Raw genomic sequence first — 23,517 nt, 5'->3', positions numbered from 1 at the left:
TTGAGATTTTAAAATAGAAATCTTTTTTAGACAAACAAGATTTCTGAACTTCATTAAAAAAAATACTTGCAGAATCTATAATTATAGTTAGTAATTAAAATAAAAGTCTACCTATAGGAGAGATTTCAACTAGAGAATAGGAAATAGAGGCAAAATCATGCTTTAAACGATTTTTTCACTAAGTTCAAAAGTTGAAAGAGGTGAAAAAAGATGATAAAGGATAAAAAATGATGAAAAAGTTAATGAAATAATGTTCATTGAGAGATCTATGGGTAATAAAATTTATGAGCCTCTCGGCAATCTTCGAAAAACACATTTTTCAAATGATTTAACCCCGAAATTAGCCGATCAGGAAGTAGTTGTTGCCGGATGGGTTTCTAGAGTCCGAAAACTCGGTGCCATGATTTTTATGGTTCTTCAAGATAAATACGGACAAGTTCAAGTAACTGCTAAAAAAGGAGTTATTAGCGATGAATTATTTGAAAAAATGAAATCCATCGGTCATCAATGGTCAGTTATTATTCGAGGAAGTCTGAAAGCATTTGCTAAAGCACCTCATGGTGTAGAATTGATTCCAATAGAAATTCGTATTATGAATTCAGCAGTTGAACAACTTCCATTAGATATGACTGGAAAAACGATGTCTGACTTGGATACTCGCTTAAATCACAGGGCTTTAGATCTGCGACATCCCCGAAATTTAGCAATTTTCCATATACAGTCTGTATTATTGGAAGAAACACGAAATTTCTTGATATCAGAGCATTTTACTGAAATAATTACACCTAAAATCATTGGTAGCGCCACCGAAGGAGGGACTGAGTTGTTCCCAATCAAATATTTCGATCGAGATGCATATTTATCACAAAGCGCCCAATTATACAAAGAACGATTATGCAGCGTTTATGAGCGAGTTTTTGAAATTGGGCCATGTTTTAGGGCAGAAAAATCCTTTACAAACCGGCATCTCTGTGAAATATATCAAATCGATATGGAAATGGGATTTGCAGATTACACCGATGTTTTAATAATGGTAGAGCGAATGGTAGTTCATGTTTTAACAAAAATTAAAGAAAGATGCAGTGAAGATTTGAAAAAATTAAATCAATGGGAAAAATTTGAAATTCCAGAATTACCTCTACCTCGATACACTTATGAAGATATTCTTAAGATGCTTGATGAAAAATTAGGAATAAAAATAGAATTTGGTGAAGATATCTCTACAGAAGCTTATCGAAAATTGGATTCTCTTCTTCCAGGATATTATTTCATCGTCAAGTGGCCAATGGAATCTAAACCATTTTACATTCACTATGATCCTGAAAATCCAACTTTAAGTCATGGCTTTGATCTTCAAAAAGGTTGGTTGGAGTTGGCATCTGGTGGTACTCGAGTGCATGAACGAGATTTGTTAGAGAAAAATCTACGTGAAAAAGGTCTTAACCCTGAAAGTTTTAAAAGTCATTTACAAGCATTTGAATATGGAATGCCTCCGCATGCTGGTTTAGGTATGGGTGTCGCTAGGTGGCTTCAAATCATTACAGGTGTTGATCAAATTAAGGAATGTGTCATGTATCCCCGCACTCCTGATCGTCTTGATCCTTAATTTTTCTTTACTCTACATTTTTTTTTATATCTTTTGGATCTCTTTAAATTATGATTAATAATAAAAGTTCATGGATAACAGGTGAGTAAAATAGCTCAAAAATTAGATAAAGAAGCAATTATAGCAAAAATTGCTCAATTTAAAAAACTTTCATATCCTGATCGAGATCTTACGCGGGATATTCTACAATCTATAGGAATTTATGATCTTGTTGATTTAGAAATTTGTTTAAATAAAGTTCCACCAAGAGAGCGTTTAGCTGCTATGAAAATGCTTGAAAAGCATTTAGATGCATTGCTCAGCGGAGATGAACAACAGTGGCAAGAAGCAAAAGATAGTTTGAAGCAATATTATTATCAAATAGATGAAATGGACGAAGAAGGTTATCTTTGAACCTTCTTATTGATTTTTTTTTCAAAATTATCTAAAGCTATATTTAGGGAAGTTAATGCAAGTGTTATACAATGATGATCTTTTTCTGGAAAATTTCCTAAAGCTTTGAGAACTATGTCATCATTAATTTCACGGGCTTGTGAAATTGTTAGATTTTCAACCAATAATACTGTTTGGGAACTCGCAATAGATGTTGTTGTGCATCCATCTGTAGTGTAATAAGCTGCCTTTATATAGGGTTTTTTTTGGGAATTATTTTTGATATCAAGATACCAACGCACAGAATCACCACAAGGTCCTCTCCATTCACCTTGGATCATTTTTTCAGAGTTTTCTGGAATCTGGTGGTGATAAGGATTATCACCAAGTTCTAAAGCATGTTTTGAAAAATCTTTCCTATTTTCTTCATCGATCTTCAATTGTAATTCTGAAACAAATAAATTGAAATCATCTTCTTCTAAGATTGATGAATTTGGTGAATTTAATGAAGTTTTTTTATTTTTTGATTCCGTCTTTTTCATTTTTATTCCATTACTTTATATATTTATTAGCAATATACCCAATATAATTCTAGCACACACAGTTAATAAGGAGTTCCTTCCATCTATTACTAAATATTAAATTTCTTGTAAATAAAACAATTATTTTTCATGTGTTCATTATGCCGATAATTAATTCATTGCTGGATAATGATTTATACAAATTTACCATGCAGCAGGTAGTACTGCACCACTTTCCAGAGATTGATGTTGAATATAAATTTAAATGTCGCACTCCTGAAGTTAATCTTCTTCCATATATTGATGAAATTCGAGAAGAAGTGGATTTTCTTTGTAAATTACGCTTTTCAAAAGATGAATTGGAATACTTACAAAGTCTTCCTTTTATTAAAAAGGATTTTATTGATTTCTTACAATTACTCCAACTTAATCGTGAACACGTTAAAATTTATGAGGAAGATAAGGAACTACAAATTAGAATTGCAGGACCTTGGTTTTTGACTATCTTATTTGAAGTTCCTATTTTAGCTATTGTAAATGAAATTTATTTTAACCACCATGTAATAAAACCTGATTATGATGGAGCCATTGCTCGACTTCAAGAAAAGATTGAGTTGTCTTATTCTCTCGGAAATAAGTATCGATTTGCAGATTTTGGTACCCGACGTCGATTTTCTTTTGAATGGCAGCAAAATCTTCTCAAAATTTTGGTTCAATCAAAAATTAACAAACGAAATTTTGTGGGAACCAGTAACGTGTTCTTTGCAAAAGAATTTGATATTAAGCCAATAGGGACGATGGCTCATGAATTCATTCAAGCAGGTCAAGCAATAGGTGTACGCTTGGTCGATAGTCAAAAATACATGCTTCAAAAGTGGGTTGATGAATATCGAGGTGATTTAGGTATTGCACTGTCTGATACCCTAGGAATCGATGCCTTTCTGCGGGATTTTGATAAATATTTTGCGAAGTTATATGATGGGGTGCGCCAAGATAGCGGAGATCCTATAGAATCTTGCGAAAAAATCATAAAACATTATCAAAATCTAAATATTGATCCTAAAACAAAAGTTGTAATCTTTTCTGATGGATTGGATTTTGAACGGGCAAAATCTTTACTTACCACTTTTGGTGATAGGATTGGTGTATCTTTTGGTATCGGCACCAATCTCACAAATGATTTTCCTGAAACAAAACCTATTCAAATTGTTATTAAAATGGTTCGTTGTAATCATCAACCAGTAGCAAAAATATCTGATACTCCCGAAAAGGGAATGTGTGAAGATGTTCAATATCTAAATTATCTGAGACGTGTTTTTACCTCACAGTAGCGTTAAAAACGCCCCTATTTTTTTTCAAAATTTTTCTTTTTTTTTGGTTATGGTGCTTAAATTTATAAGTTATTGATCAGTCAAAAGAGTATGACAGACGCAAGTTCCCAAATTATGTTTTTAAAGGTGAGCACCACTCAACGGGAAATAATTGCGTATATACAACGTTTCGAAAGATTTTTAAACGAAAATTTACAAAAAGCAAGATCTCCTCTATTTTTAGAGTTTTTCGATAATGGTTTTATCATTTTTGGAACAACTGAGCAGAATATTATTAAAATATATCAAGAACGAAGTAATTTATTCAAAAAAATTCAACCAGATCAAATAAATTTTCAAGAAAATATCTTCTTCAAATTATCTGATATTATTGCATTTTTTCCAAAATCAGGATTGATTTTTTTAATTGAATTTCCTAATAATAATGCAAACTCAATAATGACATTACTTCAAGAAAATTATCGTTATATTCATTCTGATATTCATTTTTTACCAATTAATTCTCAATCTTTTCAAATTGTTTTCGAAAGCCCAGAAGCGCTGATGGCTTATGCTGGATATATTCAATATTATGCTGAATATTTCAGTAAAAAGTGAAAAAAGAATGAAAAAAGATTTATTAAGATCTGTATAAATAAATTACTAACTGTACATTTTTTGGTCTTTTATTTTAAGACTAGAACAAATGTGCATTTTTATTCGAGAATCGGTGACGATTGTCGATTTCTACAATCTTATATGACGTGAATTATATGGCAGATTTTACAGAAGATTTTAAAGGACTCAAATGTCCCATGCCCGTCCTGAAAACAAAAAAAATAATCAAAAAAATGACTTCAGGACAAACTTTCGAGTTTGTGGCTGATGATGCAGGTGCAAAAGTCGATATACCTCCGTTATTAAAAAAGACAGGATGCACCCTGGTAGAGATGAAGGAAGATAATGGTGTTTTTACGTTTTTAATTAAAAAAGATTGATTTTATTTTTTCTTTTTTTTCAATCATATTGATGGAGAATGAACAAATGAAGCTAGCTTTTGTTGTAATGACTGAATTCCTAAAATTTCAACCTGTTTATACTCTCTTGAATATTGTACATGCTGCAAAAGAAAAAAACCACGAAATCTTAGGAATATTTTTCTTTGGAAGTGGCGTTCTTAATATTCAAAAGGGTGCTCATTTGGGGAAAAATACGCGGAATATTCCCTTTGATTTAGAAAAATTAGGTGTTCCAATTGTAGCTTGCCAGACATGGGCAGATAATTATGCCCTTTATAAAGAAAATGCTATTGAAGGGGCAGATATTACTGGTTTAGGTGAATTATCAAATTTAACTGCGACTGCAGATAAGGTGATTGTTTTTGGTAGTCATGCTTAATGCATGATTGTATTTGATTAAATATATGGAGGCAAAAAAGTGGAATCTGTTTTAATTTTATGCAAGAATGGTCCCTTTGGTTCAAATTCTGGTGTTGAGGCGATAAGATTAGGTGCAGGATATTTGGGCTTAGGGGAAGATATAGATTGTAAATTAGTATTTTATCAAGCTGGTGTGACTAACCTAGTAAATAATCTAAATCCAGAAAGAGTTAATATGGATGCTATGGATGAAGCTATAGAGATGGCCGATTTAACTGAACTTCCAATTGTCGTTGTTCGTGAAGACCTTTTCCAGTTTGGATTTTCAGAAGAAAATCTTATTGATTATGAAGCGTTGACTGTAGTAAATCAAGACGACCTTCCCGGAATCATCGATGAATATTCGATGGTGTTCCATATGTAAAAAAATGGAGGAATGAATGTATGAAACACTTAATATTATATGGACAATCTGGAGTAGAGCATCAAAAAATTCAAGATTTGTTCATGTTCACTAAAAATTGGGAAGATTGTCATTTAGTTTTAATGCAAGATGGAGTATTTGGCGCAATCAAAGGCGAATCAGAATTTATTGATTTTGATAAACAAGGTTGGACTATTAGCGTTTTACTTGAAGATCTTGAAGCTCGAGGGATAAAAAAAGAAAAAATATTTGAATTTATCAAGCCTATTTCCTATGGAACTTTAATTGATTTAATTGAAGCTGCAGAAAAATTGATGTCTTGGTTATAATCGACCAAGTGCAAAGATTCTATTAATATAAGTTGATTTTTTTCAATGTTCTTTTTGATGTATTTTTAATTTCTATCAGAAAAATTTTTCAAAACGAACTTAATTATTCACCTATTAATGAAGAATGATTGAGTGATTATCTATTTTTCAAGCGTAGTTCTTCTACACAGCGTTTTAAAGTATTTTTAACATGTTCAATTTGAGAGGTTGTTGTGCTTTTTCCTAACGTTAATCGTATTGATGATGCTGCCGATTCTTCAGATAATCCTATTGCAGTTAGCACAAAAGAGACATCTTGAGATTTCGAATGGCAAGCAGAACCGACAGATACAGCAATTTTCTCTTGATCTAATTTTTTCAGCAAGTCTGTTCCCTGAATTCCTTCAAATCCAACATTAATATTATTTGGTAGTCTGTGATTTAATCCTCCATTGATAAAACTTCCTGGTATGTTAGTTAGAATCCATTTTATTAAGTCATCGCGCATGTTTTTCAATCGAGTTTCAATTTTATCCATATTTTCATAACATAATTCAACTGCTTTCGCAAATCCAATGATGTTTGCCACATTTTCGGTAGCTGAACGAAATCCAAATTCTTGACCTCCTCCATAAGTAATTGGAATAATATAAACACCCCTTTTTGGATGTCTACCTCTATTTCGAATGTACAACATTCCAATTCCCTTAGGTCCGTAAATTTTATGAGCAGAAGCAGATAATAAATCAATTTTTTCGTTTTGAATATTTATTTGTAATTTTCCAAAAGCTTGAACCGCATCTGTGTGAAAAATAATACCGTGTTGGTTGGTTATTTCAGCAATGTCTTGAATTGGTTGAATACTTCCAATTTCATTATTTGCATACATTATAGATACTAAAATGGTATCTTTTCGAATTAGTTTCTTAAATTCATCTACAGAAATGTGTCCTTCATTATCAACAGAGAGATAAGATACTTCAAAACCTTCAACCTGCAATTTTCGAAAACAATTCCGCACAGCTGGATGTTCGATTGTTGTTGTAATCACATGCTTTCCATATCGCTTCATTTTCATAGCAGTTCCAATGATGGCAATATTGTCTGCTTCTGTTCCACTGCCTGTAAATATAATTTCTTCAGGTTGTGCCCCAATACATTGGGCAATTCGTTGGCGGGCAGATTCAATGGCTTTTCTAGTGAATTGGCCAATACCATGCATTGAAGATGCATTTCCATAATGTTTTTGTAAGTAGGGTATCATTTCAGAAAAAACTAATGGATCTAAAGGAGTTGTTGCAGCATGATCTAAATATATATAGGTGTTTTCTATATCTTTTTCCATATTTAGGAAAAAAAGATCCAATTTATAAAGGCTCTCGCTATATTGTAAAAGGTTCGCGTTTAAAAATGCGGATTTTTCCATTCCTTCTTTAAATTGATTGATAAATTTTCTTGAAGTGAAGATTCTTATATGATTTTTAACAATCCAAAGGATTAAATGAAATTATATGCAAAGAGGGATTAAGATGCATATGAGTGACTCAAATATTAAATGGATGCAAAAAGGTAAAGAGTTGGACCTAATTGGAGTGCAATGTCCTATGACTTTCGTGTACACTAAAGTGGCATTAGAAGAAATGAAACCGGGTGAAATTCTACGAGTAATTTTAGATTTTCCATCTGCATTTACAAATGTTCCGCAAAATGTGACCAAGCAAAAATTAGGAAAAATACTTCATTCCGTTGAAAAAAGAGGAGAAAAAACGATTTGGATTGAACGTATTTGATATATCTATTTTTCTACAGTTTTTATCAATTTCAATTCATTCTTTTAATCTAATCATTTTTATTTTATCCAAATTTTTCTTTCTGGTTTGATAATTCCCTTTTTTCCTTCTATTTATCGATTTACTGAATATTACATTGATCTAAATCTACATTATAATTTTCAGTCTTATAAAAGGGAATTTCTGGATGAGAGCAAGCCGCACATTCGGGGTTTTGTTTAATCGGAATGAAATCAAAAGAATTTTCCCTTAAATCAAATGTAAACAATCCGTTAGTGAATTTTTGAGGCAATCCTACAATTGATTTAATTGCTTCATTTGCTTGTAATATTCCTGCAAAACTAGGAACTGTGTTGATAACCCCTGCTGCAGAACACGACATAGACTCATCCCCAGAAGAGATAGTATGAAAAATGCATCGATAACATGTAGTTTTTCCTGGATCAACAGATAAAATTTGACCCATCCATTGAACTACTCCTGCTATATTAAATGGTATCCCTAAATGAATGCATACATCATTTATCAAGAATTTCGTGGCAAAATTATCACTGGCATCAACCACATAATCGCAACCTTGCAAGAATTTTATTGCATTTGCTTTTGTTAAATATTCTGGAAAAATTTCAACTTGAATTTCTGAATTTAAAGCAATGATTTTTTCTAAAATACTATCAACTTTTTTTCGTCCAACATCAGTTGTGAAATGCAATGGTTGTCGGGGAAGGTTAGAAAGCTCTACATTATCACCATCAATAATTTTAAGATGTCCGATTCCAGCAGCGGCTAATATTTGAACTACTGGGCATCCTAATCCTCCAGCGCCAACTATGCCTATGGTGGATCCAATTAATTTTTTCACGCCAGTTGATCCTATATCTTGCAATATAATATGTCGAGAATAGCGACGAATTTGCTCTTCTGCGAATTGTATTCGTTCCATTTCACATCATTTTTATTTCGATGATATTAATTGAGGTAATTAATGTAAATTAACTATTTCATTTAATCAGATAAGTGGGACTAAAGATAAATGAAATTCTTTTTGGTTTTATTTTCACTTAATTCTCTCTATTTTATCACAAAGATTTATATGGCGAATGCAAATAATACTTATATTGTACATTCGACGGTTTTTTCTTTCGAAACTGTTACAAATGTTACTTGTCTACTCTTCTTTTGTTACATTTGTTTTTTTAAGTATGACATGTAAATGAACTACAAATTCAAAATAACTAAAAATAAAAAAAAAAGTGAGAAATTATGCCAAAAGTTATGAATTTTATCGTATCCGAACAAAGTTTTGAGAAATTTGGAATGATGGTAATCCTTGGCACAACGGGTGCCGCAATGGAAACAAAAATGAATTTTTTCTTCACTTTCTGGGGTATAAACTTGTTAAAAAAGAATTTTAAACCAAAAGTAGCAGGTATGCCCTTCCCTATGAAGGGGATGGCTGCAATGATGTTCAAAAAGAAATTGAAATCCTTTGGTTATGAAGATATGTGGGAAATGGTTAAAGATGGAATTGAAGAAGGTAATATTAAACTCTATCCTTGTTCAATGACAATGGATTTAATGGGAGTAAAGAAAGAACAGATTCATGATTTTTGCGAAGAACCTATCGGTGCAGCAAAATTTATCGAAATGGTTGATGATGCAGATCAAGTAATTTCTTTATAGATAAAACAGAAAAAATTAAGCACCTTGAGATTGTAGTTATTTTTTATATAATTTATTTTTTATATTTTTCTATTTAGTAATGAATCAAATCTAATTTCTCGTGAAAAATATGCCTCGTGAACCGATTTTGAATAATGTCCAAAAATCAGTTAACTCAAACGATATAAAAAATTCATCACTAATGCATAAAGAAATTGAATTGACTGATATAGATAAAAAGATCCTTCAAATTTTACAAGAAGACGGAAAAGCTTCATTTCGAAAAATTGCCAAAAAATTGAATTCATCTGTTTCAACAATAAAAAATCATGTAGATAAATTGACTGAAACTGGTGTAATTAAAGCTTATTCTGCATTAATTGATTGTTGCAAGATTGGATATAAAGAAATGTTGTTACTCTCAATTCGGGTAAACAATGTTATTCCAATTCAAGATATTTTTAATAAATTAATTGAAATTGAGAAAATTAATTCAATATACCAGATTTCTGGAAATTATTCAATATTTTGTATGGCAAAATGTATTGAAAAAGAGGATCAAATTCAATTATTGGAAAAAGTGAAATTTATTCCAGGCATCGAAGAAATTCACACACAAGTTGTGTTGCAACGTGTTAAAGAAGATATAAGGATATCAATTCCTTGATAAGTATTTCATAACAAACTAATTTATTGGATGAATTAAATAATAAAATCAAATTAACTTAGTAATTTTTTTAAAGAAATTTTGTCACTTTTTTTTTAGATTAGTGGAACAAATATTTATAAGTTGCATTCAGATTAATATAACACATTGTACATTCGACGGCTTTTTATCCATAGACCGACACGAATGATGCAAATTATTGAATTCTTATAATCATTTGTTTTAAAAAAGGATTCAGAATTGCTTTTAAAATAAAATGATAAAAGAATTATGTAGATAAAAATATAAAATGTAAATTTAGTATTTTAAAATCAAGATCAGCACATGAAAATTAAAAGAAGAAACTTATGAAAATCAAAAGGAATTAAAGGAGTCTATGAAATACTTTGTAAAAAATCCATTTTGGAGTTATGAATAATGACTGAAAGTGAAATATCAATTAAGCGAAAATATAAAAAATTAGAGGATTTTGACCCTCAATTTTTTGAAAATATTGCTCGGAGGAGTAATATTTTTTCTTGTATTCAATGCGGGACTTGCACTGCTTCATGTGAGAGTGGGCGTTGGACTGCTATCCGTACACGGCAAATTGTTCGAAAAGCTGCTTTGGGTGATCTATCTGTCTTAGAAGATCCAGACATCTGGCTTTGTACTACATGTTACAATTGCTATGAACGTTGTCCACGTGATGTTCGTCCAACTGACGTAATAATAGATTTAAGAAATTATGCCAGTGAAATTGGGAATATGAGTCCTAATCATACAGCAGTTGTTGGTTATCTGCGATCAACAGGGCATGCGGTTCCGATAAATGATAAAATTATAAGGCAAAGAGAAGCCTTAGGATTAGATCCGATTCCACCAACATTATATAAATATCGCGATGAAGAAAATTCTGAAATCCTCCCTTTCCATAAACTTTTCAGAGTTGTTGAAAGAGGGAAGGAATATAAAGAAAAAAAAGCAAATTCCAGAAAAAATTTGGATGGTTTTGAAAAATTAAGTTAAAAATCTTAATGATTAAAGAAAAAAAAGCATTTAGTAAATAAATATTTGAATATTAAGACGAAATTGACAAAAAAATGATATGGTTTGCTAAAAAATAAATAAAAATTTTAAATAAAGTGAAAGAAATGGTAAAAGAAAATACATTTTCATTCTTTTTAGGATGCATTATGCCTAATCGTTACCCGCAAATTGAATCTGCAACCCGGTTTGTTATGAAAAAATTAGGTTATACGCTTATGGAAATGGAACGTGCAACATGTTGTCCAGCTCCTGGGGTTTTTCGTTCTTTTGATAAAAGTGATTGGATGGTTGCAGCTGCACGCAATATTGCGATTGCTGAAAAGAACGACGCAGACATTTTAACCGTATGTAATGGTTGCTTTGGAACTTTAATTGATGTAAACAAGCATCTAAAATCTGATCCAGAGATGGCTGCAAAAGTTAATGAAAAATTAAAAGAAATGGGAGATTATCAATGGAAAGGAACAATTCGAGTCCGCCATATTGCCGAAATTCTCGGTTTTGAAGTAGGACCCAGTGAAATTCAGAAATACATTGTTCGAAAAGCAGAGGCAAGAGCTGCTGTTCATTATGGATGCCATCTTTTAAAACCTTCTAGAATTCGCCAACTTGCTTCACCTGAAATTCCAACTTTTCTGGAGGAATATATCGAAGCCTTAGGTGTTAAATCTGTTGATTTTGCTCAAAAATTAACATGTTGTGGTGCAGGTGGAGGTGTACTTAGCTTTGATAAAAATACATCTATGAAGATTTTGAAAGAAAAATTAGGCCATATGCAGGCAGCTAATCCAGATTTTATTTTTGATACATGTCCATTTTGCCAATTACAATTTGATGGTGGCCAAACCACTGTAAACGAAATTTATGGCACTAATTTTGATATTCCTGTAATACATATGTCTCAATTAACTGCATGGTGTATGGGAATGGATATGGAAAAAATAGGCTTACAATATCAAGCCCATGGAAAAGATTATCAGTTTAAAGAATTAAAAGAACCGATGGAGAAAGTATCGATAAAGGAAAAGTCTATTGAAGGAGCTGGATAAAAATGGTCGAAAAGGAGAAAGACAAAAAAAACAATCCAAAAAGTAATGAACGTATTGGAGTTTTCGTTTGTCACTGTGGGCATAATATTGCTGATATTGTCGATGTAAAAGCAGTTGCTGAATATGCAAAAACTCTTCCAAATGTCGAATTTTCTACAGATAATATGTTTATGTGCTCTAAACAAGGTATTGAATTAATAAAAAATGCAGTGAAAGAATATAATTTAACCAGAACTGTGGTGGCTTCTTGTTCTAAGACGCAGCATGGACCTACTTTTGCTCGTGCAATTTCTGAAGTCGGATTAAATAAACATCTTCATCAACAAGTTAATATTCGAGAACATGATAGTTGGGTTCATCAAAAAGATCATGTTGAAGCCACTGAAAAAGCAAAACAACTGGTTAAGGCAGGAGTTAATCGGGCTCGAACATTAGAAGAAGTCAAAACGCAGAAAATTCAAATTACCAAAGCAGTACTGGTCATTGGTGGAGGCATTGCTGGACTTAGAGCCGCTCGAGACACAGCTGATTCAGGAATTCCAGTATATTTAGTTGAACGAGAATCAAGTATTGGTGGACATATGACTCAATTAAATAAAACATTTCCAACAAATGAATGCCCTCAATGTAGTATTTCACCACTTACGAATGCAGTAGCAACTCATGAAAATGTGACATTATTTACAAATTCAATAGTTAGTTCTGTAGATGGAAGTTTAGGAAATTTTACAGTTACAATCACAACCAAACCGCGATATGTAAAGTCTAATTGTACTTCATGTGGAGAATGTGCAAGTGTATGTCCGGTTGAATTACCTGCAGAGTGGGATTCTGGGATGGGAATTAGAAAGGCGATTTATAAATTATATCCTCAAGCAATTCCTTCAACATTTGTAGTTGATCGAAAGAATTGTATTGATTGTGGGCGTTGCGTTGAGACTTGTCCCGTAAATGCAATAGATTTTTCACTCAAGAAGAGTAAAACTAAAATCAAAGTCGGATCAATTATTGTTGCTACAGGATATGAAGAATATGATCCCAGTGAAATAGAAGCTTATCATTACAAAATACCAGGTTATGAGAATATAATAACTCAACTCCAATTTGAAAGAATGATGGGTCCAACATCTCTTACTGGAGGTCAACTATTGAGACCATCTGATGGAAGGATTCCAAAAAATGTAGTCATAATTCAATGTGTTGGATCAAGGAATGAATTAGTTGGTAATGAATATTGTACAGGTGTTTGTTGCATGTTTGCAATTAAAAATGCTGGTATTATAAAAGATACTTATCCAGATTCAAACGTATACATTTGTTATATTGATATACGAACACCTGGTTTATATTATGAAGAATATTATAAAGCATGTCAAAAGAAAGGGGTACTCTTCATTCGTGGAAGACCATCTGAAATTGAGGCAGATCCGGAAAATGATTGTTTGAAAGTCTACGTTGAAGATACTTTTATGGCAGAACCTATGGAATTACATGCAGATTTGGTAATTCTTTCAGCAGCAATGGTTGCGCCAAAAGGTGTTGGTTTATTAGGTTCACGGCTGCAATTGCTTCGTGGGAAAGAAGGGTTTATTAAAGAATTCCATATTAAAATGGATCCAACAAGATCAAGTCGAGATGGAATATTTATTGCTGGTGCAATTCAAGGACCAAAAGATATAACCCAATCAGTAGCCCAAGGAAGTGCAGCTGCTGTTGGAGCAGTTTCTTCTTTGGTAAAAGGATATATAGAAAAAGAGATGATAATTGCAAAAATTGACTATGATCTTTGTACAAAATGTCGTGCATGCATCACTGCATGTTCACCTTCAGCAATTTTATGGGAAAATGGTAAACCTGTTGTAAATGAAGTTGGGTGCAAAGGCTGTGGAATTTGCATGCCTGCTTGTCCAACACATGCGATTCAAGTGATAAATTATAGAGAAGAACAGCTAAGAGATGAAATTGAAGCCGTGGCGCATCCAATCTTAGAAAAAGGGGTGTAAATATTATAATGGAAACAAAAACAAAAAAGAATGTTGTTTGCTTTATGTGCGCTGAATGTGGTCAAGGGGCAGCAAATACTGCTGGCGTTGCTCGAATGCAATATGATACTTCAATTAAGATAATTCGAGTAAAATGTGCAGGCCAAGTTGGCCCTATTCAAATCATGGATGCATATAAAAATGGAGCAGATTCCGTTGCTGTAATTGGTTGTTGTTTTGGTGCCTGCCATTTCTTCAATGGTAATTTAGTCTCTTTGCGCCGTGTGAAATTGCTCAAAAAATTTATCAAAGAAATGGGTTACAGCGAGTTAATTTTAAACCAATATACGGCTCGAGCCGCTGAAGGAGAAACTGCTGTAGGTGATTTCGAAGATATTTTGGAAAAATTAAAACAAGCTATTGAAAATAAAGGAGTTTGGAAGCAATGAAAATCGGAATATTTCAATTAAATGGATGCACAAAATGTCGCAACGAAATTATTAATCTGATTGGGAATCCAGAATTAATAGTTCGTAATGTTAAAGATTATGAAGAAGAAACAGATGTGAAGTTAATTTGGTGTACAGATGAATATGATCTTCCTTCATCAATAGATATTGCGATTTTCTCAGGGTATGCTACTTCAGAAAATCTTCATTGTTTACAAGAAATTCGAAAAATTGCTAATCAAGTTTTTACTTTTGGATCTTGTGCGACTGATGGAGGAATTTTTGGATTAGCATATCAAAAAGGGATAGAAATTTTTCCTGTATCTAAAATTATATCTGTAGATCAAGAAATAAGGGGATGTTTAGCCTCTGGTGATCATCTTTTAGCATTATTGAAAGATTATAATCAATTTCAATCTGAAAAACTATGTGAAAAATGTCCAAGAGAATCAACTTGTTCCTTCTTAGAAGAAATTGTCCATCAAATCGATCTTCAAGAGCTTGATGAAAAACAATGTTTTAATGATGTTGGATATACGTGTTCAGGATATATTGCAAATAATTGTCAAGAACGTTGTATTGATTTTGGAACTCCATGTCGAGGTTGCAATCCCTTTATTGACGATTCATCAATTCGTATGCTTGGAATGATGGGAACCCTCATGGGTCAAATGGATGTTGCCACTGAAGCATCTTCAAAAGGTGCTACCGACAAGCTAGCTGATGAAGAAGATGAAATTTCACGTGCCTATTCTGATGTGGTTGGTACTTTTTTCCGATTTACTTTGGCAAATTCACCGATTCCACTTGGTAAAATACCATCTTCTGGAAATATTATTGCAGATATTATGATTGGACGACCGATTGAGGAATTACCGCTTATTACAGGAATGATGGGTGGAAAAAGTTTCATTTCAATGACTATTGATATCCTTGATGCTTATGAAAAGGCTATTAAATTGGAATTAGATAATGAGTTAAAGACAATAAGGGAACAACTATTAGAATTGGAAAAGAAATATAAGTTGGCATGTGAAAATATGGATCCAAATTTGTATGCTGAGAGCACAGAAAAAATCAGAAAATTAGCAGGTAATATGAATTTGTCTAATCTCTACTTTGGAGGCATGAAAATTAAATTGGATTCTTTTAAGAATTTTGATAATTTTCGTGCCCATCCTATACCAATTCAAGAAGGAACATATACTTCTTCTTCAAAGAATGTAACATTTACCCTCGATTCACGAGGTATAATAACTAGTTGGGAGAGTAAAAATTATGAGCTTTGAACTATTAAAAACTAAAATTATTGATACAAATCAATGCATTGGTTGTGGGATTTGTGCAAAATCATGTAAACACATTGAAATGAGTGAAACAGTCAATGAGAAGAATAAAAAAACCCCACTTCTAAAAGGGAAATGTATTATGACTACAATTGGTCTAACTTGTGGAAATTGTTATAATAGTTGTCCTATGGTGCGTCGAGGGAAAAAGAAAGATCCTGAAAACTTTTTAAACACACGTGAAAAAGTGTTAAAAGCTATTGAAGAACACCCTAAGAGCACCATTCCAAAAATAGCAGACCTATTAAGTTTATCCACAATAAAAGTGAGATTTGAAGCTCTGCGGTTAGTTGAATTAAATCAAGTTGAATTTCAAATTCTTCCAAACCAAAGAGATCCTTTTTTTTTAAAAACAACATAAATACATAAATAAAATATTTTAATCGAATATGAGGTAAACGTAAAATGGATTATGATGAAGAATTGGATGTATGTGGCTTGGTTTGTCCTATGCCTGCTTTGAAAACGAAGAAAAAACTGCTTAAAATGAGTCCTGGGCAAGTATTAAAAGTAATTCTTGACTATGAACCCGCAGTAGAAAGTGTTCCAAGAGATTTAGCCAAAACAAAGCATAAATTCTTAGGAAAAGAAGAAAATGATGAAGATGAAGGATGGTTTCTCTATTTTGAATGTGTAAAATAAGACTATTGAAAAAAAGATATTCATCACCATTGAATAATCAAATTTTTGTTTTTTGAAATAACAAAATTTTTTTTTTTTTATGAGAAAAGAAAGGGTTGAAATTAAAATTGAGTGAAAATAAACAAAAGAGTTTTTATATAATAATAACTGAAGATGCTTATACTAGCGAAAAAAGTTTTTCTGGTTTGCGTTTTGCTTTAACTGCCCTTGTTCAAGAACATATTGTAATTGTTTTTCTTTTAGGCACGGCAGTAACCTTAGCAATTAAAGGTCAAGATCCAAAAGAAGGGCCAAATATGCAAACATGGCTTAAAAATATCAATGAAGAAGGCGGAAAAATTATTGCTTGTGGAATTTGTTGTGAAAAGCGGGGAATTACAACAGATATCCTTTTAGATTTTGTAACAATCGGTTCTATGGGAGATTTAGTTGAGATTGCGACAAATTCAGATATTCAATTGATGTTTTAATATCAAGTTGAAAATAAATGATTTGATCTTTTTTAGAATTCATACTTTTTTACAAACAATAATTTTTAGTTCCTTCTTTATGCATTTTGATTATGAAATTGGATTTGTAGTGTAATTAAAAATAATAAAAAATCATAAATTTCTTGCTCTAAAATAAAGGATGGTTTTTTATATTCGTGCATGTAATTCTTATTCAAATGAAATTTGATTCACTCCCTATTGATAATCATTCTGTATTGCTAATTGTTGATATGCAATATGATTTTCTCCCTAAAGGAGCACTTCCTGTTCCTAGTGGAGATGAAATAATTGTTCCAATCGCCAATTTTGCAGAATATTTTGCTGCTAAAGACGGAAAAATTATCTTTACTCAAGATTGGCATCCTGAAGGTCATCTTTCTTTTGCTAGTGCACATCCAAATTCATCTCCTGGAGATCCAATCGAAGCTCCAGGTTTAGGTCCTATTTTATGGCCAGACCACTGCATACAAGATAGTCATGGAGCTCAAATTCATGATAAACTTCCACTTCGATTAGCTGTTGCTATATTACGAAAGGGTTATCACCCAACTATTGACTCATACTCTACTTTTTTGGAGAATGATCATAAAACACCTACTGGCTTGACAGGATTATTACAAAATCTCAATATTTCGAAAGTTTTTATTTGTGGTTTAGCTTTAGATTACTGTTGTTATTATAGTGCGGTTGATGCACGAAATGAAGGTTTTGATGTGTATTTTCTAAGTTTTCTTTCACGTGGAATTGATCAACCTGAAAATAATATAGAACATGCTTTATTGAGTATGAAAGGAAAAGGGATCCATATTATTACTGATGAGTAAAATAACTTAACTATATGAGACGATTTTCCACTTTTTTACAAAAAAGACCATGAAAGATCTTTAAATAGGAGTATTCGGGTAAAGATCTTAAGCAAAATGAGCGGATATCCATTAATATTTGATTCAGACTTATATGATGAAATGCTATTTTACGTGTATAATTCATCGAATAAATCCCATAGAATTGGTAGTACATCAAAAAACAATAACTATTATTCTTTAGATTATAAAAATTGAAAAAAGCTTAAAAGTAAAAGCTGAATGGAGAATATTCAATATTATTTTCGAATATCTTTTTTATTATATTACTAAATATCAATGAATTTTATAATTTGAGGATCTTTTTAAATTAATTATTTTTTTTCTTAATCTTAACTATTCTTCAATATATTAATTCATCTGGTAAAGTAGCATCTTGATTTTTTTGATAAATAATGTGTATTTATTCAAAAATGCATAATTAGAGATTTCCATAAAGTTTAAATCACGTATTTGTTTTGATTTCTTATGACTTAAAATTCTAAATTATTTGGAAACAACTAAAGATATTCTTAAAAAAGATCTGGAAATAATATTGAATGAATTAGAATTCGATGAATCGATTAAAGATATAAAAAAAATAAAAGTTTTATGCATTCAGAACAGTTCAATAAGAAACAAAGTTAATTTTCTTTCAAATTTCTCGCAATACATTGCTAGTGTGTATCTTATAAAGAAAGAAATTTCTAAAATTGAATTTATTTGGGGAAAAACGTATTACTCTGAGAAATTTGCACAAAATAAAGATATGCGAGGTGATATTCAGATAATGGAGCAAATTCTCGAAGAAGAATTTAGTAATATGTATTGATTTTTATAAAATTAATAAATAAATGATTAATTTAATTAAAAAAAATCAATCTTAGTTAGATTATAGATTCGAGTGTAAATTAGTGGAAATAAGTTTCTTACAAATCACTAATTATACATTTAGTATATATTAATCCATGAGTTATCTTTTGGATTTTATATGTTCTTTTACAAAATTCTCTGGTGTTATTATTTCAAACTTATTTTCCCAATTAAAATGTTGGATATTATATGTAATTAATTTCTCAATTACGTTTTCACATTCGGTTGCAATGAGAAAATCTCTGAAATGATGCCTGAAAGGTAATTCTCTTCGATTTCTATATGCATTTTCTATAATTTCAGAAGGTTTTAAATTTCCCCACTTAATCATTTTGCAACCGAATTTATCTAAATCATCTTTAAATTTTTCCCAATCTAAGTTTTTGGTCCTATAAAAATACCCAACTTCCAGTTGAACAATAGTAGGCATGTATATCTCAAAATCTGTTGAATAAAGTGTGAGATAATTGATGAAATCATAATTTCGAAAAACATTTGAATCCAATGCAATTTTTGAAAAGACCATGTTCAATATTCAATCCTTAATCTTCTAATCCTGTATTCCAGTCATATAATAGGAAATTATCAATTGTTTGAGAACCTTTTTGCAAAATTTTTTGATTTTTTTCACGTTCAGGGTATTTTTTCCAAATCTTTTGAGTTGCATCTTCTAATATTTTGAAAACATCAATATTATCATTTTGAGGAAATGTTTTATTAGGATTCTTATTATTTATCATTTCTTTTTCTAAACTTGCAATCGCTTTTTCAATTACGGCACTTTGTGGTATGTCCATTAGAGCAGATAACTTTTTTATTTTTTTCCGGAGTTTTTGATCTACTGCTACAGTTGTTTTTGATGCCATAATAATATAATATTATTAATTATATAAAATTATAATTAATCTTTAAATATAAAAGAACATAGAATATTTTATTTAGATTCACTCGATTTTATCATTTTGCTTTATGTATATCCAATTTGATCATACTGATTGCAAAAAGTGTCAACCAATCATTTGGAACCAAAAGATCAACTTGTATATTCTTTGGAACAATTTCTTCTGCTTTATGAACATTATCATATTGTATATATTGATCTAAATTTCCTTGTTGATTTAAAAAATTACGATAATATGTCTCAAAAATTTGTGATAAATGAGTTACAACATCAATGGTCAATTTTTTGCAGACTTTCGAAGTATGTCTTTACCTCATCTTCATTGCAATTCACAATAGTTGGAAATAATTTTAGGAAAATTATATGTGCATTTGCTGTGATTTTTCTAATTTTTTCCCAATATTTTCCTTTTCTGAAAAAAAGTTTCTTTAATGATAAATGATAAAAAAATAGTTCTATTTCTTTCTCTATTGAAGAATTTTTTGAAGAATATGAAAAGTAGATGACTCTTTTTTCATTATCCTCCATATCAAAATACTCAAAAAAGATATAAATATACCCTTGTTTAAAAAAAAAATTTTTGCCTAATTGATCGTAAACGAGCTTTTTTAATATAAATAATCAATCAACCTTTTCTTTTTCTTTTTCACTAAATTTTTTGTATTCTTATTTTGCAATGCAAATTATTCTACAAATCCAATTTAAAGGCTTTTAAGTTATGCCTTCTTATTCTTTCATAGGTTCTTCTTCATGAGCCAAAATTATTTATAGTATAAACAAGATTGTTATAAATAAGAAATAAATTCAACCCTTTATATATGAATACATTATCGATGGTAAACTCCTATGTCATTATCCACAAAATCATTTAATGATATCCTCAGTAAAATTATCAAATCCGAATCTGGAATCAAAAAGGTTATCCTAGTTGATCGAACTGGTTTAACTATCGCACATGTTTCTAAATTTTCTTATATACCTGTTGATGCAGATGGAATTGGTGCCATTGCATCAGCTGTTTTCTGTGCATCTGAAGAACAAGGGCGAAATCTCGAACTTGGTGCCCTCCAAATTGTTACAAGTGAATTTGATCAAGGAAAAATATTCGCTTGTGCAACAGGAATGAGAGGTGTTTTGTGTCTAATTTCTGATGTAGATGTAAATTTAGGCTTAATTCGTTTGGTTTTAAAACGTTCAGGCGAGGAATTACGGAGTATCTTAGATGAATTTTTAAGTGAGATGCCCGATGATATGGATTTAGGTTTGGATTTGTCAGATTTGGATAATATCAGTCCAAATTAATGATGCTTTTTTTTCATAAATTCCCTTATTTCCTAATTTTTACAAAATTTCTATTATTCTAATTTCTAATCTTTTTAACTATTTTCTAGTAGGAAATATCAAAATATATATGATATTTGGGAAAAAAAAAAACGAAATGTAACATTATCACCCAATCTCAAGTACTTAAAAATTATTCATCAAATACAAGCGAGACAGAACAGAGTGTGAATAAGTGCGAATAAGTTTATCAGAAATCTGGTAGTAATAATTAGAATATAAGTAAAAATATCGAAATTATTTAATCTAATTTTCACATAAAAAAACTTATTCGCAGTACCAAAAAGAAAAAAATTGCCATAGCATTCTAAATTGATTTTCAGAAATAAATAAGTTGAAATTATTTTGAACTATTAGCTTTATCGTTATTTTTAAATTAATATTTAATCAAAGATTTGAAATTTATAGTTGTTATAATAACAATTATGGTATTCATTCAATGGTTAGGATATATTTTTGAAAGTATTGCAATTATTAGTGGAATTATCGCCGCTATTACCGCTTTACACCGAGATCCAAAATATCGCGCAAATCAACTCATGGCAAGTTCGATGATTTTCATTGCGCTCTATGCATTTCTAATTATGCTTTATGATATTGCATTTTTTCACACAAATAATCCAAAAATTATCTATTTCAGTTATCCTCAAGCAATTATTGCCATTGTTGGTGCAAGCATCTTTCTATATCTCACTATGCAAACAATCATAAAAAGCTCACATTGGTTAGCCATTTGGTGGCATTGGGGTATTCATATTATAATATTAGTAATATTCGGAATATTGGTCAATGTGGTTGATTTTATTACAATTATCGAGTCAGAAAATGTGGATACGCAAATTAATCTATGGGTTTTAGCAATAGTTGTTATACTTCTATTATATTATTTGTCACAATCAATTTGGACAACTTATGTTCATGGTATTAAAAAATCTCATGGAAATTCAAAGAGAAAATTGATAATATTTGAAAGTGGATTAATTATTGATTTTATCGCAATTTTTGTGAACGTTCTTTCACAAATAGCTTTAAATGTACTGACTGGTCAAATTTTAGATCTAATCTTTTTTGGATTAATTGCGTTTGGAAATGTTTTATATAGTTTTAGCTTCATTCTTCCAAGTTCTGATCCAAAAGCTTGCATTGATTGCGAATAACAATAATTATCTCTGATAAAAATGAATTTTTTTATTTCAATGAATTATAAGAATAAAGTATAATCGAATAATTGTATGAATTGCGATTTTTTATTTTTTTTATATAAAAGTTAATTATTTTTTAATAAGAGAAATAAAAATAAAAAATGAACACCAATTGAAAAAATTGTCACAGATACAGATATAAATCAAAAGAAATAGAAAATTCAAATTTCTCTTTATTTGCTATTTCTTTAAAACAAAATTAAAAACCTTAAGAAAGGACGCATCCAACTCTTTTTTACTTTGTTCTGTTAATTCTTTTCCATTTTTGACTATTAATCCTTTTTCTTCAATATGTTTCAAAAAAATAGATAAGAAAGTTTTTAAAGCTTTTTGGAGAAGAACAGACGATCGATTTGCAAATAAGACTGCTCCAAAATGTTCTTGTAAATCCATAATTAAAGCACTTTTTTCCAAATAAATTGTTTTAATTTTTGATTTAAATCCAACTGCAGATTCCATTACAGTATTGATTGCTGAGAGAGCTCCACTAATGAATACTTCTAGTTGGTCAGTTCCTTCAATGAAGTCATAAGAATATGCTGGAATCCCATTTTTATCTAGTATTATTAATCGATAACAATCATAAGGAACAATATAGGAGACTTCGGTATTTTTGGAATATGCAAGTGCTACAAAAAAAGAACCAACTGCAGCTACAAGCAAAACCAATGAAGGAATGAAAATTATTTCTACTAATACTAAAGCGATAATTGTTCCTGGAATTGCAATAATGGCCCCAATAAAAATTAAGCGTGTTTGGTTTCTTATTTTTTTAGATTTACTTTTTTTATACATTATAAAAGTTGCTCTTAAGAATTCATACCCTGCACTTAAAATAAAAGCAAGTTGAAAAAATAGAAATTTCAGAAATGCTTTTGCATAGAATCCAAAATCAGGAATAAGTGGCATTTCGTAAAAAATAGAATTTCCCCCCCATAAAATAATAAATATTGCTCCTAAAAGAAAACTGAAATAAATTGCTTTTTTTAGATTAATATTCGCTTGAATTACGAGATTTGAAAAAATGAATAATGAGAAAAATGCAATATATGAAAAGAATACACCTATAAAGTACAAATCAATTGCGATTGATTCTGAATTTGAGAGAGGATAGAAAGTCGAGCAAATACTCCAAACTAGAAGAGCTGAAAAGAAAGCAGCTAACCATAATGTAGCAGGATTTTTATCTTTTCGAAATCGTTGAAAAAGAAGGGAACTGTTAAAAATTAAGATTAAATTAGCCAAATTTCCAATAATTAAATGTAATATTATAATGTTCATAATTAAATTGAGAAATTTTTAACGTAAATATCTTCACTTAACAATTTTTT

At 30.6% G+C, this 23,517-nt stretch carries 30 protein-coding genes; 23 read left to right on the top strand and 7 right to left on the bottom strand.

What is annotated here, in order from left to right:
* The first annotated feature begins 268 nt into the window (after positions 1-268).
* Together aspS and ACXLDF_RS01590 are read left to right on the top strand one after the other, a co-directional pair.
* The gene (gene aspS, locus ACXLDF_RS01595; RefSeq protein WP_457556739.1) at positions 269-1,606 is read left to right on the top strand and encodes an aspartate--tRNA(Asn) ligase; all 1,338 of its coding nucleotides are present in this window, start codon (positions 269-271) and stop codon (positions 1,604-1,606) included.
* Positions 1,607-1,687: 81 nt separating this feature from the next.
* A complete protein-coding gene (locus ACXLDF_RS01590; RefSeq protein ID WP_457556738.1) occupies positions 1,688-1,999 on the top strand; it encodes a hypothetical protein in 312 nt (103 codons plus the stop codon).
* Here ACXLDF_RS01590 and ACXLDF_RS01585 read toward each other — a convergent pair.
* Complete coding sequence (locus tag ACXLDF_RS01585; protein WP_457556737.1) at positions 1,990-2,520, bottom strand: iron-sulfur cluster assembly scaffold protein; 531 nt, start codon at positions 2,518-2,520, stop codon at positions 1,990-1,992. The two genes, ACXLDF_RS01590 and ACXLDF_RS01585, sit on opposite strands and share 10 nt — an antisense overlap.
* Positions 2,521-2,660: 140 nt before the next feature.
* Between ACXLDF_RS01585 and pncB the strand changes: the two genes are divergently transcribed.
* From pncB to tusB, 6 genes are all read left to right on the top strand, one after another.
* The gene (gene pncB / locus ACXLDF_RS01580; RefSeq protein ID WP_457556736.1) at positions 2,661-3,830 is read left to right on the top strand and encodes a nicotinate phosphoribosyltransferase; all 1,170 of its coding nucleotides are present in this window, start codon (positions 2,661-2,663) and stop codon (positions 3,828-3,830) included.
* Positions 3,831-3,920: 90 nt separating this feature from the next.
* The gene (locus tag ACXLDF_RS01575) at positions 3,921-4,427 is read left to right on the top strand and encodes a hypothetical protein (RefSeq protein WP_457556735.1); all 507 of its coding nucleotides are present in this window, start codon (positions 3,921-3,923) and stop codon (positions 4,425-4,427) included.
* Positions 4,428-4,546: 119 nt separating this feature from the next.
* The gene (locus ACXLDF_RS01570; RefSeq protein WP_457556734.1) at positions 4,547-4,807 is read left to right on the top strand and encodes a sulfurtransferase TusA family protein; all 261 of its coding nucleotides are present in this window, start codon (positions 4,547-4,549) and stop codon (positions 4,805-4,807) included.
* Positions 4,808-4,853: 46 nt separating this feature from the next.
* Positions 4,854-5,207, top strand: coding sequence for a DsrE/DsrF/TusD sulfur relay family protein (locus ACXLDF_RS01565; RefSeq protein ID WP_457556733.1), 354 nt, complete (start codon positions 4,854-4,856; stop codon positions 5,205-5,207).
* A gap of 39 nt (positions 5,208-5,246) precedes the next feature.
* On the top strand, positions 5,247-5,612 hold the full coding sequence (locus ACXLDF_RS01560; RefSeq protein ID WP_457556732.1) for a DsrE family protein: 366 nt from the start codon (positions 5,247-5,249) through the stop codon (positions 5,610-5,612).
* 20 nt (positions 5,613-5,632) lie between these two features.
* Complete coding sequence (tusB, locus tag ACXLDF_RS01555; protein ID WP_457556731.1) at positions 5,633-5,941, top strand: sulfurtransferase complex subunit TusB; 309 nt, start codon at positions 5,633-5,635, stop codon at positions 5,939-5,941.
* Between the two features lie 136 nt (positions 5,942-6,077).
* Here tusB and ACXLDF_RS01550 read toward each other — a convergent pair whose 3' ends face one another.
* Positions 6,078-7,265: a cysteine desulfurase family protein gene (locus ACXLDF_RS01550; protein WP_457556730.1), complete on the bottom strand. Its 1,188-nt coding sequence runs from the start codon at positions 7,263-7,265 to the stop codon at positions 6,078-6,080.
* 190 nt (positions 7,266-7,455) lie between these two features.
* Here ACXLDF_RS01550 and ACXLDF_RS01545 point away from each other — a divergent pair, with 190 nt between their 5' ends.
* A complete protein-coding gene (locus tag ACXLDF_RS01545) occupies positions 7,456-7,710 on the top strand; it encodes a sulfurtransferase TusA family protein (protein ID WP_457556729.1) in 255 nt (84 codons plus the stop codon).
* A gap of 121 nt (positions 7,711-7,831) precedes the next feature.
* Here ACXLDF_RS01545 and ACXLDF_RS01540 read toward each other — a convergent pair whose 3' ends face one another.
* Positions 7,832-8,653, bottom strand: a complete 822-nt coding sequence (locus ACXLDF_RS01540; protein WP_457556728.1) for a HesA/MoeB/ThiF family protein — start codon at positions 8,651-8,653, stop codon at positions 7,832-7,834.
* A 320-nt stretch (positions 8,654-8,973) separates the two neighbouring features.
* On the opposite strand from ACXLDF_RS01540, the gene ACXLDF_RS01535 reads away from it, so the two are divergent.
* The 12 genes from ACXLDF_RS01535 to ACXLDF_RS01480 all read left to right on the top strand — a co-directional run bounded on the left by ACXLDF_RS01535 (position 8,974) and on the right by ACXLDF_RS01480 (position 18,701).
* A complete protein-coding gene (locus tag ACXLDF_RS01535; RefSeq protein WP_457556727.1) occupies positions 8,974-9,393 on the top strand; it encodes a DsrE/DsrF/DrsH-like family protein in 420 nt (139 codons plus the stop codon).
* Positions 9,394-9,502: 109 nt separating this feature from the next.
* Positions 9,503-10,039: an Lrp/AsnC family transcriptional regulator gene (locus ACXLDF_RS01530; RefSeq protein WP_457556726.1), complete on the top strand. Its 537-nt coding sequence runs from the start codon at positions 9,503-9,505 to the stop codon at positions 10,037-10,039.
* A 417-nt stretch (positions 10,040-10,456) separates the two neighbouring features.
* Positions 10,457-11,047: a CoB--CoM heterodisulfide reductase subunit C gene (hdrC, locus tag ACXLDF_RS01525; protein WP_457556725.1), complete on the top strand. Its 591-nt coding sequence runs from the start codon at positions 10,457-10,459 to the stop codon at positions 11,045-11,047.
* 125 nt (positions 11,048-11,172) lie between these two features.
* A complete protein-coding gene (hdrB, locus tag ACXLDF_RS01520; protein ID WP_457556724.1) occupies positions 11,173-12,117 on the top strand; it encodes a CoB--CoM heterodisulfide reductase subunit B in 945 nt (314 codons plus the stop codon).
* A gap of 2 nt (positions 12,118-12,119) precedes the next feature.
* Entirely contained in the window at positions 12,120-14,120 is a 2,001-nt protein-coding gene (locus ACXLDF_RS01515) for a CoB--CoM heterodisulfide reductase iron-sulfur subunit A family protein (protein ID WP_457556723.1), read from the top strand.
* Between the two features lie 8 nt (positions 14,121-14,128).
* Positions 14,129-14,548: a hydrogenase iron-sulfur subunit gene (locus tag ACXLDF_RS01510; RefSeq protein WP_457556722.1), complete on the top strand. Its 420-nt coding sequence runs from the start codon at positions 14,129-14,131 to the stop codon at positions 14,546-14,548.
* Positions 14,545-15,837 carry an NADH-quinone oxidoreductase subunit B family protein gene (locus ACXLDF_RS01505; RefSeq protein WP_457556721.1) on the top strand — a complete coding sequence of 431 codons (1,293 nt, stop codon included), beginning with the start codon at positions 14,545-14,547 and terminating at the stop codon, positions 15,835-15,837. The genes ACXLDF_RS01510 and ACXLDF_RS01505 overlap by 4 nt, the downstream gene beginning before the upstream one ends.
* Positions 15,827-16,255 carry a 4Fe-4S binding protein gene (locus ACXLDF_RS01500; protein WP_457556720.1) on the top strand — a complete coding sequence of 143 codons (429 nt, stop codon included), beginning with the start codon at positions 15,827-15,829 and terminating at the stop codon, positions 16,253-16,255. Before ACXLDF_RS01505 ends, ACXLDF_RS01500 begins: the two co-directional genes overlap by 11 nt.
* Before the next feature lie 44 nt (positions 16,256-16,299).
* Complete coding sequence (locus ACXLDF_RS01495; RefSeq protein WP_457556719.1) at positions 16,300-16,536, top strand: sulfurtransferase TusA family protein; 237 nt, start codon at positions 16,300-16,302, stop codon at positions 16,534-16,536.
* A 107-nt stretch (positions 16,537-16,643) separates the two neighbouring features.
* Complete coding sequence (locus tag ACXLDF_RS01490; RefSeq protein WP_457556718.1) at positions 16,644-17,006, top strand: DsrE/DsrF/TusD sulfur relay family protein; 363 nt, start codon at positions 16,644-16,646, stop codon at positions 17,004-17,006.
* 197 nt (positions 17,007-17,203) lie between these two features.
* Positions 17,204-17,851 carry a bifunctional nicotinamidase/pyrazinamidase gene (gene pncA / locus ACXLDF_RS01485; protein ID WP_457556717.1) on the top strand — a complete coding sequence of 216 codons (648 nt, stop codon included), beginning with the start codon at positions 17,204-17,206 and terminating at the stop codon, positions 17,849-17,851.
* 529 nt (positions 17,852-18,380) lie between these two features.
* Positions 18,381-18,701: a hypothetical protein gene (locus ACXLDF_RS01480; RefSeq protein WP_457556716.1), complete on the top strand. Its 321-nt coding sequence runs from the start codon at positions 18,381-18,383 to the stop codon at positions 18,699-18,701.
* A gap of 141 nt (positions 18,702-18,842) precedes the next feature.
* On the opposite strand, the gene ACXLDF_RS01475 is transcribed toward ACXLDF_RS01480, so the two are convergent.
* From ACXLDF_RS01475 to ACXLDF_RS01465, 3 genes are all read right to left on the bottom strand, one after another.
* Positions 18,843-19,268, bottom strand: coding sequence for a hypothetical protein (locus ACXLDF_RS01475; RefSeq protein WP_457556715.1), 426 nt, complete (start codon positions 19,266-19,268; stop codon positions 18,843-18,845).
* Positions 19,269-19,284: 16 nt separating this feature from the next.
* The gene (locus tag ACXLDF_RS01470; RefSeq protein ID WP_457556714.1) at positions 19,285-19,608 is read right to left on the bottom strand and encodes a ribbon-helix-helix domain-containing protein; all 324 of its coding nucleotides are present in this window, start codon (positions 19,606-19,608) and stop codon (positions 19,285-19,287) included.
* A 91-nt stretch (positions 19,609-19,699) separates the two neighbouring features.
* Positions 19,700-19,924, bottom strand: coding sequence for a hypothetical protein (locus ACXLDF_RS01465; RefSeq protein WP_457556713.1), 225 nt, complete (start codon positions 19,922-19,924; stop codon positions 19,700-19,702).
* 565 nt (positions 19,925-20,489) lie between these two features.
* On the opposite strand from ACXLDF_RS01465, the gene ACXLDF_RS01460 reads away from it, so the two are divergent.
* Both ACXLDF_RS01460 and ACXLDF_RS01455 read left to right on the top strand, forming a co-directional pair.
* Positions 20,490-20,945, top strand: coding sequence for a roadblock/LC7 domain-containing protein (locus tag ACXLDF_RS01460; RefSeq protein ID WP_457556712.1), 456 nt, complete (start codon positions 20,490-20,492; stop codon positions 20,943-20,945).
* A 464-nt stretch (positions 20,946-21,409) separates the two neighbouring features.
* Complete coding sequence (locus tag ACXLDF_RS01455; RefSeq protein ID WP_457556711.1) at positions 21,410-22,141, top strand: hypothetical protein; 732 nt, start codon at positions 21,410-21,412, stop codon at positions 22,139-22,141.
* A gap of 225 nt (positions 22,142-22,366) precedes the next feature.
* Here ACXLDF_RS01455 and ACXLDF_RS01450 read toward each other — a convergent pair whose 3' ends face one another.
* Positions 22,367-23,467, bottom strand: coding sequence for a hypothetical protein (locus ACXLDF_RS01450; RefSeq protein WP_457556710.1), 1,101 nt, complete (start codon positions 23,465-23,467; stop codon positions 22,367-22,369).
* Between the last annotated feature and the right edge of the window lie 50 nt (positions 23,468-23,517).

It is taken from the genome of Candidatus Harpocratesius sp. (assembly GCF_054039255.1).
This window is presented reverse-complemented; position numbering and strand designations above follow the sequence as displayed.

Coding starts and splice junctions, on each gene's coding strand:
- aspS (WP_457556739.1), top strand. CDS start 269: ATGGGTAATAAAATTTATGAGCCTCTCGGCAATCTTCGAAAAACACAT.
- ACXLDF_RS01585 (WP_457556737.1), bottom strand. CDS start 2,520: ATGAAAAAGACGGAATCAAAAAATAAAAAAACTTCATTAAATTCACCA.
- pncB (WP_457556736.1), top strand. CDS start 2,661: ATGCCGATAATTAATTCATTGCTGGATAATGATTTATACAAATTTACC.
- ACXLDF_RS01575 (WP_457556735.1), top strand. CDS start 3,921: ATGACAGACGCAAGTTCCCAAATTATGTTTTTAAAGGTGAGCACCACT.
- ACXLDF_RS01565 (WP_457556733.1), top strand. CDS start 4,854: ATGAAGCTAGCTTTTGTTGTAATGACTGAATTCCTAAAATTTCAACCT.
- tusB (WP_457556731.1), top strand. CDS start 5,633: ATGAAACACTTAATATTATATGGACAATCTGGAGTAGAGCATCAAAAA.
- ACXLDF_RS01550 (WP_457556730.1), bottom strand. CDS start 7,265: ATGGAAAAAGATATAGAAAACACCTATATATATTTAGATCATGCTGCA.
- ACXLDF_RS01545 (WP_457556729.1), top strand. CDS start 7,456: ATGAGTGACTCAAATATTAAATGGATGCAAAAAGGTAAAGAGTTGGAC.
- ACXLDF_RS01540 (WP_457556728.1), bottom strand. CDS start 8,653: ATGGAACGAATACAATTCGCAGAAGAGCAAATTCGTCGCTATTCTCGA.
- ACXLDF_RS01535 (WP_457556727.1), top strand. CDS start 8,974: ATGCCAAAAGTTATGAATTTTATCGTATCCGAACAAAGTTTTGAGAAA.
- ACXLDF_RS01530 (WP_457556726.1), top strand. CDS start 9,503: ATGCCTCGTGAACCGATTTTGAATAATGTCCAAAAATCAGTTAACTCA.
- hdrC (WP_457556725.1), top strand. CDS start 10,457: ATGACTGAAAGTGAAATATCAATTAAGCGAAAATATAAAAAATTAGAG.
- hdrB (WP_457556724.1), top strand. CDS start 11,173: ATGGTAAAAGAAAATACATTTTCATTCTTTTTAGGATGCATTATGCCT.
- ACXLDF_RS01515 (WP_457556723.1), top strand. CDS start 12,120: ATGGTCGAAAAGGAGAAAGACAAAAAAAACAATCCAAAAAGTAATGAA.
- ACXLDF_RS01510 (WP_457556722.1), top strand. CDS start 14,129: ATGGAAACAAAAACAAAAAAGAATGTTGTTTGCTTTATGTGCGCTGAA.
- ACXLDF_RS01505 (WP_457556721.1), top strand. CDS start 14,545: ATGAAAATCGGAATATTTCAATTAAATGGATGCACAAAATGTCGCAAC.
- ACXLDF_RS01500 (WP_457556720.1), top strand. CDS start 15,827: ATGAGCTTTGAACTATTAAAAACTAAAATTATTGATACAAATCAATGC.
- ACXLDF_RS01495 (WP_457556719.1), top strand. CDS start 16,300: ATGGATTATGATGAAGAATTGGATGTATGTGGCTTGGTTTGTCCTATG.
- pncA (WP_457556717.1), top strand. CDS start 17,204: ATGAAATTTGATTCACTCCCTATTGATAATCATTCTGTATTGCTAATT.
- ACXLDF_RS01475 (WP_457556715.1), bottom strand. CDS start 19,268: ATGGTCTTTTCAAAAATTGCATTGGATTCAAATGTTTTTCGAAATTAT.
- ACXLDF_RS01470 (WP_457556714.1), bottom strand. CDS start 19,608: ATGGCATCAAAAACAACTGTAGCAGTAGATCAAAAACTCCGGAAAAAA.
- ACXLDF_RS01460 (WP_457556712.1), top strand. CDS start 20,490: ATGTCATTATCCACAAAATCATTTAATGATATCCTCAGTAAAATTATC.
- ACXLDF_RS01455 (WP_457556711.1), top strand. CDS start 21,410: ATGGTATTCATTCAATGGTTAGGATATATTTTTGAAAGTATTGCAATT.
- ACXLDF_RS01450 (WP_457556710.1), bottom strand. CDS start 23,467: ATGAACATTATAATATTACATTTAATTATTGGAAATTTGGCTAATTTA.